The sequence below is a fragment of the Microbacterium sp. LTA6 genome (genome assembly GCF_045690355.1).
GTDB lineage: Bacteria > Actinomycetota > Actinomycetes > Actinomycetales > Microbacteriaceae > Microbacterium.
Map to the genome: position 1 here is coordinate 2,373,051 of NZ_CP147855.1, position 16,230 is coordinate 2,389,280.

The following is a 16,230-nucleotide window of genomic DNA, read 5'->3' on the forward strand; positions in this document are numbered from 1 at the left end:
TCGCCTGCATGGCACTTCTCGACACCGCAACCACCGCTGTTCCTGTCGGCGGACCCGAGCTTCCCCAAGAACGTCGTCTGGTCACCGAGCTTCCCGGCCCGCGTTCCGCGGCGATCCTGGCGCGCAAGGCGGACGCCGTCGCATCCGGCGTTGGCCACACCGTGCCCGTCGCAGCGGTCGCCGCCGGTGGCGGAGTGGTCGTCGACGCCGACGGCAACTCGCTGATCGACCTCGGGAGCGGCATCGCCGTCACCACGGTCGGAAACGCGCACCCGAAGATCGCCGCAGCCGTCGCCGCGCAGGCCGCGCAGTTCACGCACACCTGCTTCATGATCTCGCCGTACGAGTCGTACATCGAGGTGGCTGAGGCACTGAACCGGATCACCCCCGGCGACTTCGCGAAGAAGACGGCGCTGTTCAACTCCGGTGCCGAAGCCGTCGAGAACGCGATCAAGATCGCCCGCAAGCACACCGGCCGTCAGGCCGTCGTGGCCTTCGATCACGGCTACCACGGCCGGACCAACCTCACGATGGCGCTCACCGCCAAGGCGATGCCGTACAAGAGCGGCTTCGGTCCGTTCGCCCCGGAGGTCTACCGTGCCGCCGCGTCGTACCCGTTCCGCGACGGTCTCACCGGTCCCGAGGCGGCGGCTCGCGCCATCCTGCAGCTGGAGAAGCAGATCGGCGCAGACAACCTCGCCGCGGTCATCATCGAGCCGATCCAGGGCGAGGGCGGCTTCATCGTGCCCGCTGAGGGCTTCCTCAATGCGATCGTCGACTGGTGCCGCGCGAACGGCGTCGTCTTCATCGCCGACGAGGTGCAGACCGGCTTCGCCCGCACGGGAGCGATGTTCGCCAGCGACATCTTCGGCATCGAGCCCGACCTCATCACGACCGCCAAGGGCATCGCCGGCGGCCTTCCGCTCGCCGCGGTCACCGGTCGCGCCGAGATCATGGACGCCTCGCACTCGGGTGGCCTCGGCGGCACCTACGGCGGCAACCCGATCGCCTGCGCGGCAGCGCTGGCCGCGATCGACGTGTTCGAGAACGACGGGATGATCGAACGGGCTCGCGAGATCGAGACGCTCCTCAAGGACCGGCTCGCCACGATCCAGCAGAACGACCCGCGCGTCGGAGACATCCGCGGGCACGGTGCCATGATCGCGGCCGAGTTCGTCGATCCCGAGACGAACGCCCCGGATGCGGCTCTCACCGCGGCCGTCGCCAAGGCCTGCATCGCGCAGGGCGTCATCGTCCTCACCTGCGGCACGTTCGGCAACGTCATCCGCTTCCTGCCTCCGCTCTCGATCGGCGACGATCTGCTCAACGAGGGCATCGACATCGTCGCTGCGGCACTCGCCGCAGTGGCTCGATAGATCCGGGACGCGCTCACGCGCTGACCAGCGAGACGTCCGGTCGCGACCCGGGTCGGGGGATTACGGGTCGCGACCGGCACATTCAATGAAGCCGGCACATTCAATGAAGGAGTTGCAGATGGCTGAGATCACGCGCGATGTGCTCATCGTCGGCGCCGGAGCCGCAGGGCTCACGGCGGCGAACGACCTGCGGAAGGCCGGCCTCTCGGTCGCCGTCCTCGAGGCTCGGGACCGTGTCGGCGGACGACTCTGGACCGACGTCATCGACGGCGCGATGCTGGAGATCGGCGGACAGTGGGTATCGCCCGATCAGGACGCGCTCATCGACACGGTCGGCGAGCTGGGGCTGGAGACCTTCAGCCGCTACCGCGACGGCGACAGCGTCTACGTCGGTCCGGACGGCACCGTCTCGCGCTTCACGGGAGAGATGTTCCCGGTCTCCGCCGCGACCGAGGGCGTCATCGCCGAGATCACGGACCGCCTCGATGCGATGGTCGCCGAGATCGACCCCGACCGCCCGTGGGAGCATCCGAACGCCGCGGAGTGGGACTCCGTCACCTGGGATGCGTGGCTGCGCGCGCAGACCGATGACGACGAGGCCGTCCGCAACCTCGCCTTCGCGACCGGCTCTGCGATGCTCACCAAGCCGACCCACGCGTTCTCATTGCTGCAGTCCCTGCTGATGGCGGCATCCGCCGGTTCCTACTCGAACCTCGTCGATGCGGACTTCATCCTCGACAAGCGCGTCGTCGGAGGGCTCCAGCAGGTGCCGCTGCTGCTCGCCGAGCGACTCGGGGACGACGTCATCCTGAATCAGCCGGTGCGAAGCCTGGCATGGGGCGATGACGGGGTGACCGCGACCACCGCCGACTACACGGTGAAGGCACGCTTCGCGATCCTCGCGCACGCGCCGGTGCTGTACAACCGGATCTCTTTCGTGCCGCCGCTGCCGCGCCGCCAGCACCAGATGCACCAGCACATTTCGATGGGCTTCGTGATCAAGGTGCACGCCGTCTACGAACGGCCGTTCTGGCGCGAAGGCGGTCTCTCCGGTACGGCGTTCAGCCCGTACGAGATCTGCCACGAGGCCTACGACAACACCAACCACGGTGACGAGCGCGGCACGCTGGTCGGCTTCGTGTCGGACAACACCGCCGACGGCGTCTTCGAGTTGTCCGCCGAGGAGCGCAAGGAGCGCATCCTGGAATCCCTCTCGCACTACTACGGACCCGAAGCCAAGAACCCCGTCGTGTACTACGAGAGCGACTGGGGCAGCGAGGAGTGGACCCGCGGCGCGTACGCGGCGAGCTTCGACATGGGAGGCCTGCACCGCTACGGGGCCGACCTGCGTGCCGCTGTCGGCCCGATCCACTTCGCATGCAGCGACATGGCCGGCGCCGGATACCAGCACGTCGACGGTGCGATCCGCATGGGCCGTCTGGCGGCGTCCAGCATCCTCGCGGCCAGCCGTGAAGCCGTCGCCTCGGTCGAGGTCGGCTGATGACCGGCTCCATCGTCGTCGGCTACACGGCGACGGATGCCGGGGCCGATGCCGCCGCGCTCGGCGCGCGACTCGCCCGCAGCCTCGGTGCGACCCTCCACCTGGTGATCGTTCTCCCGACGGAGGGCACGCGCAGCGCCGGAGTGCCACCGGAGCGCGCCTATGAGGACCACATCCGCGCTCAGGGCCGGCAGTGGCTCAACGACGCCGTGATCCGGCTTCCGCAGGAGCTCACCCGCAGCGGGCACGTCCGCTTCGCGGAGTCGTTCGCCGAAGGGCTCATCGCCGCCGGCGAGGAGTTCGGGGCTCGGCTGATCGTTGTCGGAGCAGCCGGTGGCGGCCTCTTCGGCCGGCACCGCCTCGGCAGCGTCGCATCCGAACTCCTGCACTCCTCGACCATCCCGGTCGCGCTCGCCCCCGTCGGTACCGCACGGCAGGACGATCACGTCGTCCCGCGGGTCACCGTGGCCGTCGGTAAGCGGCCAGGCGCAGACGCCCTGCTCGACGAGGCCGTCGCCATCGCGGCGGACAGCGGCACCGATCTCCGGCTGGTCTCGCTCGTACCCTTCGACGTGCCGCCCGGCCTCGACACCGGCGCGATCCGCCTGGTCGGCAACGCGCATGCGCACGATGTGCTCGCCGTCGCGACCGAACTCCTCCCGGACGGCCGCACCGCCGAGATCGAAGAGGCGCCGGGCGAGAGCGTCGAAGACGCCGTCGCACACCTCTCCTGGCTTCCCGGCGAGGTCATCCTCGTCGGCTCGAGTCGGCTCGCCCAGCCGCGCCGACTCTTCCTGGGCTCCACCGCAGCGAAGATGCTGCGCGAACTGCCCGTTCCCGCGATCGTCGTCCCGCGCACCCGCGCCGAAGCAGGAGACCTCTGATGTCCAGCACAGAGCGGGCGACGGAGCCCGAATCCGGAGTGACCGGCGGGATCTCCCGCAAGGGGCTGAGCGCCGGTACGGTCGGCCTCATCGGTGCCATCGTGATCGGCATCTCCTGCATCGCCCCGGCGTACACCTTCACCGCCGCCATCGGCCCCACCGCATCCGAGGTGGGTGCGCAGATCCCGGCGATCATCCTGGTCGGCTTCATCCCGATGCTGCTCGTCGCGTTCGGGTACCGCGAACTCAACAACCGGATGCCCGATTCCGGCACGTCGTTCACCTGGGCGACGCGCGCATTCGGACCGTGGATCGGCTGGATGGCCGGATGGGGACTCGTCGTCGCCACGATCCTGGTGCTGTCGAATCTCGCCGGCGTCGCGGTCGATTTCCTGTTCCTGCTGCTGTCGCAGATCACCGGCGACGCGACCATCGCGGATCTCGCGAGCGTCACCTGGATCAACATCGGCGTCACCCTGCTGTTCATGCTCGGTGCCACTTGGATCTCCTACCGCGACATGCAGACCACGCAGAAGCTGCAGTACTGGCTGGTCGGCTTCCAGATCCTCGTCCTGGTGCTGTTCGCAGGTGCCGCGATCGTGCAGGCGGTGAGCGGGAACGGCTTCGACTTCCAGCCCTTCGACCTGAACTGGTTCAACCCGTTCGCCGTCTCGTCGTTCAGCGCGCTCGCGGCCGGCCTCTCGCTCTCGATCTTCATCTTCTGGGGGTGGGATGTCACCCTCACCATGAACGAGGAGACCAAGGACCCGGAGAAGACTCCCGGACGCGCAGCCACCCTCACCGTGATCACGATCGTCACGCTGTACCTGCTCCTCGCGGTCGCGATGATCATGTTCGCCGGTGTTGGTACAGGGGAGCTGGGGCTCGGCAACGAGGACATCCAGGAGAACGTGTTCTTCCACCTCTCCGGTCCCGTTCTCGGACCGCTCGCGTTCCTCGTCTCCCTGGCCGTGCTGACCAGTTCCGCATCGTCCCTGCAGTCGACGTTCGTCGGACCGGCTCGCACGCTCCTCGCGATGGGCCACTACGGCGCACTGCCGAAGTCGTACGCGAAGATCAGCCCGCGATTCTTCACGCCGGGCTACGCGACGATCGTCTCGGCCATCGTCGCCTCCGCGTTCTACGCGGTCATGCGCGTGGTCAGCGAAGACACCCTGTGGGACACGATCCTCACCCTCGGGATGATGATCTGCTTCTACTACGGCATCACCGCGTTCGCCTGCGTCTGGTACTTCCGCAAGCAGTGGTTCGACTCGGCACGGAACTTCTTCTTCACGTTCCTGTTCCCGCTCGTCGGCGGAGTCATCCTCGGGGTGCTGTTCTTCACCACCCTGATCGACTCGATGGACCCGGCCTACGGATCCGGCTCGCAGATCGGCGGCATCGGGATCGTGTTCATCCTCGGCATGGTGATCATCGTCGCCGGCATCGCCATCATGATCTGGCAGGCCATCCGTCGTCCCGCGTTCTTCCGCGGCGAGACCCTCAGCATGGACGCGCCGCCCAGCCGTCGCCGTCGCTGACTTCCGCTTCCCTCACAGAAAGAGACTTCCATGAGCACTCAGACCGCATCCGCCGAGCAGGCGCTGCTCGAACGCGTCCCCACCGGCCTCTTCATCGGCGGCCAGTGGACGGATGGCGAGACCGGCGGAACCTTCGATGTGCAGGACCCCGCCACCGGCGCCGTCATCCGCACGATCGCCGACGCCACGCCGACCGACGGCATCCGCGCACTCGATGCCGCTGTCGCCGCACAGGACGGCTGGGCGGCGACCGCCCCCCGTACCCGCAGCGATATCCTTCGCCGCGCCTTCGACCTCGTGCAGGAGCACAAGGAAGACCTCGCGCTGCTGATGACGCTCGAGATGGGCAAGCCGCTTGCGGAGGCCCGCGGCGAGGTCGGCTACGGCGGTGAGTTCCTCCGCTGGTTCAGCGAGGAAGCCGTGCGCATCAACGGCCGCTACGGGCTCAACCCGGAGGGCACCGGCCACATGGTCGTCTCTCAGCGTCCGGTCGGTCCGTCCTTCTTCGTGACGCCGTGGAACTTCCCGTTCGCGATGGCGACCCGCAAGATCGCCCCCGCGCTCGCGGCCGGCTGCACCGTGGTCATCAAGCCGCCGGCGCTCACGCCGCTGACGACGATGTTCTTCGTCTCTCTGCTCGAGAAGGCGGGCCTGCCTGCCGGTGTGGTCAACGTCGTGCAGACCTCGCGTTCGAGCGCCCTGTCGGCGCCGATCATCGCCGACCCGCGTCTGCGCAAGCTGTCGTTCACCGGTTCGACCGAGGTCGGGCGCAAGCTCATCGCGCAGGCGGCCGAGGGTGTGCTGCGCGTCTCGATGGAGCTCGGCGGCAACGCTCCGTTCGTGGTGTTCGAGGACGCCGACCTGGACAAGGCCGTCGACGGCGCGCTCGCAGCGAAGTTCCGCAACATCGGCCAGGCGTGCACCGCGGCCAACCGCTTCATCGTGCAGGCATCCGTCGCCGAGGAATTCGCGCGTCGGGTGACCGAGCGGGTGCAGGCGATGAAGATCGGTCGTGGCACCGAAGACGGCGTGTCCATCGGCCCGCTCATCGATGCGGATGCCGTGTCGAAGGCCGCGGAACTCGTCGGCGACGCTGTCGAGCGCGGCGCGACCCTGCTCGCCGGCGGCAAGGCCGTGGCCGGCGTCGGATCGTTCTACGAGCCGACGGTGCTCACCGATGTCGTGGCCGGCAGCGCCATCCTCCGCGAAGAGATCTTCGGCCCGGTGCTCGCGATCGCCACGTTCGATTCCGAGGAGGAGGCCGTGCGCCTCGCCAACGACACCGAATACGGTCTGGTGTCCTACGTGTTCACCGAGAACCTGCAGCGCGGACAGCGGATGATCGACAAGCTGGAGACCGGCATGATGGGGCTCAACGTGGGCGTCGTCTCGAACGCGGCTGCTCCCTTCGGCGGCGTCAAGCAGTCCGGAGTCGGCCGCGAGGGCGGTGCCGAGGGCATTCACGAGTACCTGTCCACGAAGTACACGCTGATCCCGGTCGCCTGAAAGCTCAGAGAGGACGAGAAATGACTGACTACGCCGTCATCAACCCGGCTACGGGGGAGACCCTGGCATCCTTCGACACCTTCACGGATGCGCAGATCGAGGAGGCCGTCGCCGCCGCCGACACCGCGCACCGCGAGTGGTCACGCTCCTCGACCGTCGCCGAGCGCGCAGCGCTCGTACGCCGGATGGCCGAGCTGCACCGCGAACGCCGGGAGGATCTCGCTGACATCTTCGTGCGCGAGATGGGCAAGCCGCGCGAGGCGGCACTCGGTGAGGTCGACTTCGCGGCCGACATCGCCGAGTACTACGCCGATCAGGCCGAGGCGATCATGGCCGACCAGTCGATCGCCATTCTCGGAGACGGCTCGGCGATCATCCGCCGCTCCTCGCTCGGACCGCTCATCGGCATCATGCCGTGGAACTTCCCGGCGTACCAGATCGTGCGTTTCGCCGCCCCGAACCTGATCGTGGGCAACACGATCCTGCTGAAGCCCGCACCGCAGTGCCCCGAGTCGTCGAACGCCATCGCCGAGATCTATCGCGACGCGGGCTTCCCGGCAGGTGCGTACCAGAACGTGCTGGCCACGAACGAGCAGATCGCGACGATGATCGCCGACCCGCGGGTGCAGGGCGTCTCGCTGACCGGCTCGGAGCGCGCCGGAGCTGCCGTTGCGGAGGTCGCCGGACGCAACCTGAAGAAGGTCGCCCTGGAGCTTGGAGGCTCCGATCCTTTCATCGTGCTCTCCAGCGACGATCTGGACGCCACCGTGCAGGCCGGAGTCGATGCCCGCCTCGACAACAACGGCCAGGCATGCAACGGCGCGAAGCGCTTCATCATCGCCGACGACCTCTACGACGCGTTCGTGGAGAAGTTCACGGCGGCGATGGCCGCCGCGACGCCGTCGGACCCGATGCTCGAGGACACCGTGCTCGGACCGGTCTCCTCCGAGGCCGCGGCCGCGAATCTGCAGGCCCAGATCGACCAGGCGGTCGCTCAGGGCGCCACGCTGCTCACCGGCGGCACCCGCGATGGTGCGTTCTTCGCGCCGACCGTGCTCGCAGACGTGACCCCTGCGATGAACGTGTACCACGAGGAGCTGTTCGGGCCGGCCGCGGTGGTCTATCGCGCGGCCGACGAGGACGCTGCGGTCGCGCTGGCGAACGACACCACCTTCGGCCTCGGCTCGTACGTGTTCACCACGGATGCCGCGCAGGCCGAGCGCGTCGCAGACAGGATCGAGGCGGGGATGGTCTACGTCAACCTCGTGCTCGCCGACAGCCCCGAGCTGCCGTTCGGCGGCATCAAGCGCAGCGGCACCGCTCGCGAGCTGGGCCACCTCGCCGCCGACGAGTTCGTGAACAAGAAGCTCATCCGCATCGGCTGAGCGGGTTCTCGAAGGGCGGAAGGGGCGGATGCACGGCATCCGCCCCTTCCGTCCTTTCTTGGCCGTGTGGGCCGGACGCTCAACTCTCGATGAGTGCCCGAACCTCGGCGGCGTCATCGTGTCGACCGAGCCGCTCGAGCACGTCGCCGAGCTCGAGGGCCGCGACCTGACGCAGCTGTGGAGCGTCCGCGCCATGCTCGAGGGCGTTGCGGTAGATCGGGACGGCATCGGCCGCCCGATCCTTCCCGGCGAACAGCCGGGCGGCGAACAACTCGGATCCGCCGGCTGAGCCGAGATCTCCGAGTCCCGCGAACCCGTCGGCGGCGGTGAGCACGGCCGAGACGGCCTCGTCCACCCGGTCGAGTTCGGCGAGGGCTCGGCCACGCGAGTCGGTGACATCGGAGAGGAGCCAGTCGGCCTCGTGTTCCTTCGCGAGGGCGGCGACCTCGTCGAACAGCGCGAACGCTCGTTCGTCCTGCCTGGTTCCGTAGACCTGACCGAGGTCGTGCAGGACCTCGGTCAGCGCGCCGAGTGCATCGTCGGCGCGCCGTACGATCTCCGCCGCCCTCTCGAGCAGTTCGATCGCGTCATCCTGCTCGTCGAACCGCGCGAGGATCTTGGCTTGAGCCGCCAGCGACATCGCGTGATCGGCGTGCTCCTCGGCCTCGCCGAAGAGCTGGGCAGCGTACCCGTAGGCGCCGACGGCCTGTCCGAATTCGCCGGCGGCGCTCAGCGACCGCGCCAGCAACGACACCGTCATTCCGCGGGAACCGGCCGGCACCTCGGCCTGCTCCTCGAGTTTCAGCACCTCCCCGAACAGCTCGGCGGCTTCTTCGGCGTCGCCGGCCTTGAGCATCGCTCGGGCGAGACGGAAATTCGCTCCGGTGACATCGCCGCCGTCCTGGCTGATGAGCCGCGACATGAGGCGGTAGCGCGATACGGCCTTCTCCGGTTCGTCCGCGTCCTCCCAGAGGGCAGCAGCGAGGAGATGGGCGCCGGCGAGCGCTCTCGTTGCACCGAGTCCGGCGAGAATCCGGCAGGCTTCGTCGGCGTCCGTCGCCCCCGCGACGAACGATCCGTTGCCCCCGTGAATGCGCGCCCGCGTTTCCATCGCGTGGGCGCGGTGGCCGTCGCTGACGTCGTCCTGGGCCAGGAGCCGATCGAGGAGTGCGGTCGCCGCGTCGGTCTCGCCCTTATGCAGCAGTGCGGAGACGGCGAGAAGGGTGGTGGTGTTGACCAACCGGGGATCCCCGGCCTCGGCGAAGGCGCGAGCGGATTTCTCGAGGAGCTCGAGTGCGGTGTCCGGATCATCTCCTCGCAGGTGCAGCGAGGCGCGACTGAATGCCACGTCGCCACGGCTCCACGCCGGCAGAGCATCCGCCCCTTCGAGCTCGCGATCGAGGGCAGCCGCGTTCTCCGGCGTCTCCACGCCGAACGTCGCCAGGCCGAGGCGCTCCTCCAGGTCGGCCTGTGCCTCCTTGCCCGTGGCGCGCAGCAGCGCGATGCGCTCCGTGCGCAGCAGCTCGGTCTCGTCGGCGCGATCAAGACCGACCAGCATCCCGATCTGCAGTGACAGCAGTTGTGCCCGTTTGCCGTCGTCTTCGATCTCGAGGGCGCGGGGCATCGCGGCCAGCGATTCCTGCTCGGCCCCGTACTGCCCGAGGTTCATCGCCCGCTCGTACCAGGCCTCGGCGTCGGCCGGAACGGCCGCGGCACTCGGCGCGACGAAGGCATCCGAGCGGATCGGCACGTCGTAACGCACGTCGCCGAGCGCGCGCATCGCGGTGAGCCGGCTCGAGTGGCCATCGGTGCCATCGCGACGGTCGAAGTCGCTGCCGATCCGTTCGGCTGCCGCCCATGCGGCCGCAGCCAGCTCTGCCGCGCTCCAGGCCCCCTCGTGAGCTCCGAAGAACGGCGTCAGCACCGATGCCTCGGCTCCGCGCACCGGTGTCTCGCCGTGGCCCGCGGCGACCACGCTGTCCAGGGCGAGCGCGAACGCCGCGAGCGCCGCGAAGTGCGCATCCACGTTGAGGCCGTCGTGAGCGAGCCAGGACAGGTGCCGCTCCACCAGCGAGAGCGCGCGCGCCTCGTTGCCGGTGACGGCGCAGAAGACGATGTTGTTCGCGACGATCTGCAGGTTGTCGCGATTGTCCTGCGCGAGGCGGTAGCTGCGCAGGTGTGCGGTCTTCGCATCGTCACCGCGTCCGGCCCGTAGATAGGGCAGGAGCACCCTGGACAGAGCGTGCTCCGGCTCCTCTCCGCAGGAAAAGCCTCCCTCGATCATCTCCTCCACGAGTCGGATCGCGTCGGCGTCGCGCTCGGTCTCGGCGAAGAATCCGGCGAACTGACTGCGCCCACAAGCATCGCAATGACTGTGCTCATCGCGGGGCGTCGCCTCCAGCTGCACGCGCAGGGCTTCGGCCTCGGACATCCGGCCGGCGTCCCACGCATCTTCAAAACGAGCGGTGAGCACGCCGCTCACGCCCAGTCCCGCCTTCAGATAGTGCGCCTCCATGTCGTCCAGCACCGCGGCGATCTGTTCTTGCGAGAACGCGGGGGATGAGCGCAGCGACGCCGCCATCCACTTGAACTGCCACATCAGGTCCGCGCTGCCGTTGTCGAGATCGGCGGGGAAGCGCTGAGGGTCCGCATCGTGGCGAGCGAGGCACCAGGCGAACGAGTTCAACATCACGTCCGTCGCGCCGTTCATGTTCGCGGATGCCGTCTGACGCATCCGCGCCTCGTACTCGAGGCGGTCGTCGCCGATCTCGATGGCAAGGGTGACGGCCTCCGAGATCAGGGCCTGCTCAGCAGGCCCCCAGGGTGTGCGGTCGATCTCTTCGATCAACTGCTGGAAGCGCTTCTTCGGTCGAGCCATGGTGGTCCTTTCGGATGCTGACGGCCTCAGCGGGTTCCATCGAAGGAGATCCGGTCTCCCTCGATCCCGGCGGAGAGGGATACGAGGTCGGCCAGCGCGCTGGACATCAGCGAGCGGTCGGAATCGGTGAGCGGATGGTGCCCGGCGAGGAGCGCCTGGATGTAGAGGAGTTGCAGGGTGCGCGCGAACACGGCGTCGTCGCGCACGCGAACCAGGGCGCGCACGACCTGATTCGACCAGTTCAGGCACAGGCGCGCCGTGACGTCGTCGTCGCGTGCCGCGGCGAGGGTGTCGTCGATGCGGTCGAGCACACCGCCCCAGAGCGAACCGGTGATGCCCTTGGTGCGGCTGCGGTCGATCGCGCGCAGCACCTCGGGGTCGGCGACGTAGAGCGCCGGCATCTCGGGTCGGTCGATCGAACGCACGATCACGGAGCAGCCGGATGCCGAAAGGACCGCCCCCGCTCGCCCTTCCAGCGCGACGGCCGCCTCGCGATCGTCGAGGGGCGGCGGGTCCAGCCGGTCCAGTTCGCCGGTGACGTCGACTTTTTCCACGGTGACCTGCGGGTAGAGATCCGGCAGCATCCGCGTCAGATCGGCGTCGTACAGGTAGCCGCCGTTGACGAGCACTTCCGAGCCGGGTGAGATGCCGGCGACCTGCCGGAATTCGTCGACCGTCTGCGCGTAGCGGATGTGCGGATAGCGTTCGACGAGGTCGCCGATCTGCATCGTTCCGTGTGTGGTCTCGACGCTCAGCCATCGAGTGATGAACCGGGCGAGCTCGTGATCGTGGCGCACCAGCGATTTCAGGCCGACCTCATGCACGGCCACGAACTGGGCGAGACGGTGCGGTTCACGTAGTCCGAGTTCGAGAACCCAGCGGCGGATGCCGGCGCCCAGCTGCTCGCGCACCCGTTCGAGCGCCGCGTCTTCGACGAGCGCCTCTCGGCTCGCCGTCGGGGCCAGGCCGGTGGAGTCGATCGCCGCGCGGACGAAGAACGCCCAGTCGGGGAGCACGTCCTCGACGCGTTCGGAGAGCAGCATACGGCCGAGGTACATCCTCGTCGCCTGCCGTGCACCGGGCGGCGGCGCGAACGGCAGGACGTACGCGAGGCCCCTGGTACCGGTGGCCTGCTCGGTCAGCTCGATGACATCGAGGGGGGCGGCGCCGAGCAGATCGCGGCCGTACTGCACCGCGGCATCCGGGTCGGTCGCCGCATCGAGGAACGGGGCAGCGCGGGTGATGTCGACATCACCGGCGCGAGTGTCGACGGTGATGCGCACAGGGAGGAACTCGCCGAAGGTCGTCGCCAGCTCGTGCACAGCCGCCGGTCGCAGCAGCTCGTCCGCATCGAAACGAGGAACGAGATGCACGCTGGTGCCGATCGGAAGGTCATCGTCGATCTCGGTGACCCGGAATGTGCCGTCGGCGGACCCGGTCCATTCCACAGCCGGTCCGCCACGGGCGCTGCGGGAGCGGATCACGATGGTGTCGGCCACCATGAAGCAGCTGAGCAGGCCGATGCCGAACTGGCCGAGGTAATCGCTGCGAGGAAGGTCGAAGATGTCGCGCTTGGAGCTGCGCCCGACGGTCGCGAGCAGGTCGGCGACTTCGGCGGCGGTGAGACCGATGCCGTCATCGCGCAGAACGAACTCTCCGGAGGCCTCGGTGAGAGGCGTGATCCGGATTCGACCACCGCCGCCGTCGATCTCGTTCCGGGCGGTGATGGCATCTCTGGCGTTCTGCAGAAGCTCACGCAGGTAGACGCGAGGACTCGAGTAGATATGCCTGCTGAGCAGGTCGACGACCCCACGCAGATCGACCTGGAACTGCTGCACATCCGCACCCACGTGTCCACCCTCCCACTGCATTCGCTCGCTGAGCCTAACAACATTGTCGTGAGACGGAACGAGCGCTCCGGTTCGAGACCGGCGTGCGGATGCCGTATGCTTGAACCGCAGTTGTTGTCTGCATTCTTCCGCCGTGCCTGGGATCTCCTGATCGCAGTTCTGGCGGCGGGGCGCAGGCTCCCGAGACTTCCGGGTCTCTAGGGCGGTAGCTCAATTGGCAGAGCAGCGGTCTCCAAAACCGCAGGTTGCAGGTTCGATTCCTGTCCGCCCTGCGCGTCAGCGCAACGCTGGCACACGAAAGGTACATTCAGGATGGATCAGGACGAACCGCGCGGCGAGGTCGTCGCGGCCGGCGCCACCCGTGAGAAGAAGCAGAACGCCTTCGGGAGGTTCTTCGGCGGGATCGCCCTCTTCATCCGTCAGGTCATCTCCGAGCTGCGCAAGGTCGTCACCCCGACCCGCAAGGAGCTGTTCAAGTTCACCGCAGTGGTGCTCGTCTTCGTTCTCATCGTCATGGGAATCGTGTACGGCTTGGACAACCTGTTCGCCTGGGTCACGCACTGGGTGTTCGGAATCCCTGGCTGATGACACCCCGCGGCTCGCGCCGCAGTGATTGGAAAGAAACAACGTGTCTGAACGATATTCCGACGACGCCGACTGGGCGACAGCCGCAGAGCAGTCCAGCGAAGAGGATGAGGCCCAGGAGGGCAACGTCCTCGCCGCAGAGGAGCTCGCAGTCACCTCGGCAGAGCACGTCGCCCTGCACATCGAGGGTGAAGACGACGAAGACGACATCGATGATGACATCGAAATTGACGAAGACCCGGAGGCGGACGCGATCGTGAACGACGCTCTCAACCTGGACGAAGCGGCTGAAACTGAAGCTGCCGCTGAGGTCCTCAATGATTCTGTGGCCGAAGAGGCCGCCGACCTCGAGGCCGCCGCGGCGGACGAGGTCGCACCGTACGACGGCCCCGACGTGAACGGCGACGAGGATACTCCGGCATCCGACGACGACGACGAAGAAGAAGACGAAGACGACGCGGAGGCCGATCCGTACGAGACGTTCCGCGCCGACCTGCGGATGCTGCCGGGCAAGTGGTACGTCATCCACTCGTACGCCGGCTTCGAGCGCAAGGTCAAGGCGAACATCGAGCAGCGCAAGTCGACGCTCGAGGTCGAGGACGAGATCTACCAGATCGAGGTCCCGATGGAGGACGTCGTCGAGATCAAGAACGGCCAGCGCAAGATGGTCACTCGCGTGCGCATCCCCGGCTACGTGCTGGTGCGCATGGAGCTCACCGAAGACACCTGGTCCGTCGTTCGCCACACGCCCGGTGTCACCGGCTTCGTCGGCAACGCGCACAACCCGACGCCGCTGCGCTTCGAAGAAGCCTTCAACATGCTGAAGTCGCTCGTCGAGGTCAAGGACATCCCGACGGCGAAGAACATCGCTTCCAAGGGTGGACTCGCCGTCGCTCGTCCGCTGCCGGCCGAGGTCGACTTCGAGGTCGGCGAGACCATCACGATCAAGGAAGGCTCCTTCGCGGGTCTTCCCGGTTCGATCAGCGAGATCAAGCCGGAGAGCGGCAAGCTCATCGTGCTCGTCTCCCTGTTCGAGCGCGAGACTCCGGTCGAGCTGTCGTTCGACCAGGTCACCAAGATGAACTGAGAGTCTTCTCGTCAAGAACGGCCGTCCCTTTCGGGGCGGCCGTTCTTGCGTTCCGGCTCAGCCTGCGTGCTGCGCGGCCCAGTGCGGGCTCTGGATGAGTCCGATGAGGTTGCCGAACGGGTCGGTGACGGATGCTGACCACCAGCCCTCTCCGCGCTGCGTCACCGGGTCGAAAGCCAGGGCGCCGAGCTCGATGAGTCGATCGAAGGTGGCGCGGACGTCGTCGACGTGCATGCTCATCAGTGCGCCTCCCGGCTGGGCGAGCGCGGGGCGGAAGCGGGCATCCATCAGCGCGAATTCGTCGTCGTCGTCGCCGAAGCGCCATTCGGCATACTGCACCGGTCCTTGTTCCGGCCGGACGAAGTAGGGCGCGGAGTCGAAGACGGTCGTGTACCAGGCGACCGCTGCGGACATGTCATCGGCGACCAGGTTGAGATTTGCGAGACCACGGAACATGAGATTCTCCTTCTGAATCGGTTGTTTCTTCTATGCTCGTAGCTGAAGTGATCATCAATTGATCACTTCAGAAAAGAGGTTGAGAGATTCGCGCCGACCGTCTCATCCAGGCCCTGCTGCTGCTTCAGGGGCGTCCGCAGATCACGGCGGCCGAGCTGGCGGCAGAGCTCGAAGTGTCGGTGCCGACGGCGCGACGAGACCTGGAAGCCCTGGCGATGTCGGGTGTTCCGATCTATCCGACGCGAGGCAGGGGAGGAGGATGGCGCCTGATCGGCGGAGCGCGCACCGACCTCACCGGACTCACGCAAGGTGAGGTCACGTCGCTCCTCATCGGCCTCACCCAGAGCGACACGGCGAGTCCTGAGCGCATCGCGGCCATGCGAAAGCTCGTGCGTGCGATGCCGGAACCGTTCCGCGCCGGAGCACAACGTGTCGCGGCAGCGACCGTGCGAGATGCGCCGTGGGGTGTCACCGAGAACGATGCGGCACCGCCGGTGGTCGCCGAGTTGCAACGTGCCATCGCGGACGATCGTCGGGTGCAGTTGGAGTATCGCGGCTCGCGCGGCGCTGCTTCCATAGAGGTCGTCCCTCTGATGATCGGCAGTCGCGGGGTGCGGTGGTATCTGATCGCAGCTCCAGTCGTCGAGGGGGCAGATGTCGCGGACGAGAGCCGCGTGCGGACGTACCGCGCGGATCGGATCGAGGGGTCGCGCGTGCTGTCCGAGCGGGGCATCGCTCCAGCGGGCTTCGATCGGCCGCGTGTGTGGGCCGAGATGGTCGAGCGGGTCGAAGGCTTTCGTGGAGCGGTACGCGCGGTGGTGAGGGTGGAGCCCTGGGCGGTGCGGGCGCTCTGCGACCGGTTCGGAGTGCAGGCGCAGCCGCTGGATGATCCTCCGGACCGGGACGGGCGGGTGCGGGTCGAGGTGCAGGCGCACAGAGTGGATGCTCTGGCGGAGCAGCTCGCGGGGTGGACGAGCGCCGCGGAGGTCGTCGAGCCTGCCGAGGTGAGGACTGCGCTCCGCGAACTCGGCGAACGGATCGCCGCCCTGTACCGCGGGGAGGCCGCCGAATCGCGGGAGCGTCGTTGATCGGGTAGACTTACGTGGTTTGTGTGCCGCTTCGGCGTGCGCGCGGACGACCGCAGTCCGGAACCGCCGGATTCGCGGGAGAAACGGATG

Annotated in this window: 12 protein-coding genes and 1 tRNA gene; 10 read left to right on the top strand and 3 right to left on the bottom strand. The window is 67.7% G+C overall.

The window, feature by feature from the left end:
- The first annotated feature begins 8 nt into the window (after nt 1–8).
- The 6 genes from gabT to LTA6_RS11135 all read left to right on the top strand — a co-directional run bounded on the left by gabT (nt 9) and on the right by LTA6_RS11135 (nt 8,196).
- The gene (gene gabT / locus LTA6_RS11110) at nt 9–1,376 is read left to right on the top strand and encodes a 4-aminobutyrate--2-oxoglutarate transaminase (RefSeq protein ID WP_407357843.1); all 1,368 of its coding nucleotides are present in this window, start codon (nt 9–11) and stop codon (nt 1,374–1,376) included.
- A 118-nt stretch (nt 1,377–1,494) separates the two neighbouring features.
- Nucleotides 1,495–2,877, top strand: a complete 1,383-nt coding sequence (locus tag LTA6_RS11115; RefSeq protein ID WP_341973807.1) for an NAD(P)/FAD-dependent oxidoreductase — start codon at nt 1,495–1,497, stop codon at nt 2,875–2,877.
- Nucleotides 2,877–3,761 carry a universal stress protein gene (locus LTA6_RS11120; RefSeq protein WP_407357844.1) on the top strand — a complete coding sequence of 295 codons (885 nt, stop codon included), beginning with the start codon at nt 2,877–2,879 and terminating at the stop codon, nt 3,759–3,761. The genes LTA6_RS11115 and LTA6_RS11120 overlap by 1 nt, the downstream gene beginning before the upstream one ends.
- Nucleotides 3,761–5,305, top strand: coding sequence for an APC family permease (locus tag LTA6_RS11125; protein WP_341973809.1), 1,545 nt, complete (start codon nt 3,761–3,763; stop codon nt 5,303–5,305). Before LTA6_RS11120 ends, LTA6_RS11125 begins: the two co-directional genes overlap by 1 nt.
- A gap of 30 nt (nt 5,306–5,335) precedes the next feature.
- Nucleotides 5,336–6,811: an NAD-dependent succinate-semialdehyde dehydrogenase gene (locus LTA6_RS11130; RefSeq protein ID WP_341973810.1), complete on the top strand. Its 1,476-nt coding sequence runs from the start codon at nt 5,336–5,338 to the stop codon at nt 6,809–6,811.
- A gap of 20 nt (nt 6,812–6,831) precedes the next feature.
- On the top strand, nt 6,832–8,196 hold the full coding sequence (locus LTA6_RS11135; protein WP_341973811.1) for an NAD-dependent succinate-semialdehyde dehydrogenase: 1,365 nt from the start codon (nt 6,832–6,834) through the stop codon (nt 8,194–8,196).
- Nucleotides 8,197–8,275: 79 nt separating this feature from the next.
- Here LTA6_RS11135 and LTA6_RS11140 read toward each other — a convergent pair whose 3' ends face one another.
- Nucleotides 8,276–11,074 carry a hypothetical protein gene (locus LTA6_RS11140; protein ID WP_407357845.1) on the bottom strand — a complete coding sequence of 933 codons (2,799 nt, stop codon included), beginning with the start codon at nt 11,072–11,074 and terminating at the stop codon, nt 8,276–8,278.
- A gap of 26 nt (nt 11,075–11,100) precedes the next feature.
- Nucleotides 11,101–12,945, bottom strand: coding sequence for an HSP90 family protein (locus LTA6_RS11145; protein ID WP_407357846.1), 1,845 nt, complete (start codon nt 12,943–12,945; stop codon nt 11,101–11,103).
- A gap of 178 nt (nt 12,946–13,123) precedes the next feature.
- Here LTA6_RS11145 and LTA6_RS11150 point away from each other — a divergent pair.
- The 3 genes from LTA6_RS11150 to nusG all read left to right on the top strand — a co-directional run bounded on the left by LTA6_RS11150 (nt 13,124) and on the right by nusG (nt 14,596).
- Nucleotides 13,124–13,196, top strand: a tRNA-Trp gene (locus LTA6_RS11150).
- Between the two features lie 40 nt (nt 13,197–13,236).
- Complete coding sequence (secE, locus tag LTA6_RS11155; protein ID WP_341973814.1) at nt 13,237–13,509, top strand: preprotein translocase subunit SecE; 273 nt, start codon at nt 13,237–13,239, stop codon at nt 13,507–13,509.
- A 43-nt stretch (nt 13,510–13,552) separates the two neighbouring features.
- Nucleotides 13,553–14,596: a transcription termination/antitermination protein NusG gene (gene nusG / locus LTA6_RS11160; RefSeq protein WP_407357847.1), complete on the top strand. Its 1,044-nt coding sequence runs from the start codon at nt 13,553–13,555 to the stop codon at nt 14,594–14,596.
- 57 nt (nt 14,597–14,653) lie between these two features.
- Here the strand turns inward: nusG and LTA6_RS11165 are convergent, their stop codons facing one another.
- Nucleotides 14,654–15,052: a VOC family protein gene (locus tag LTA6_RS11165; protein WP_407357848.1), complete on the bottom strand. Its 399-nt coding sequence runs from the start codon at nt 15,050–15,052 to the stop codon at nt 14,654–14,656.
- A 140-nt stretch (nt 15,053–15,192) separates the two neighbouring features.
- On the opposite strand from LTA6_RS11165, the gene LTA6_RS11170 reads away from it, so the two are divergent.
- Complete coding sequence (locus LTA6_RS11170; protein WP_407359270.1) at nt 15,193–16,140, top strand: helix-turn-helix transcriptional regulator; 948 nt, start codon at nt 15,193–15,195, stop codon at nt 16,138–16,140.
- Nucleotides 16,141–16,230 lie beyond the last annotated feature (90 nt).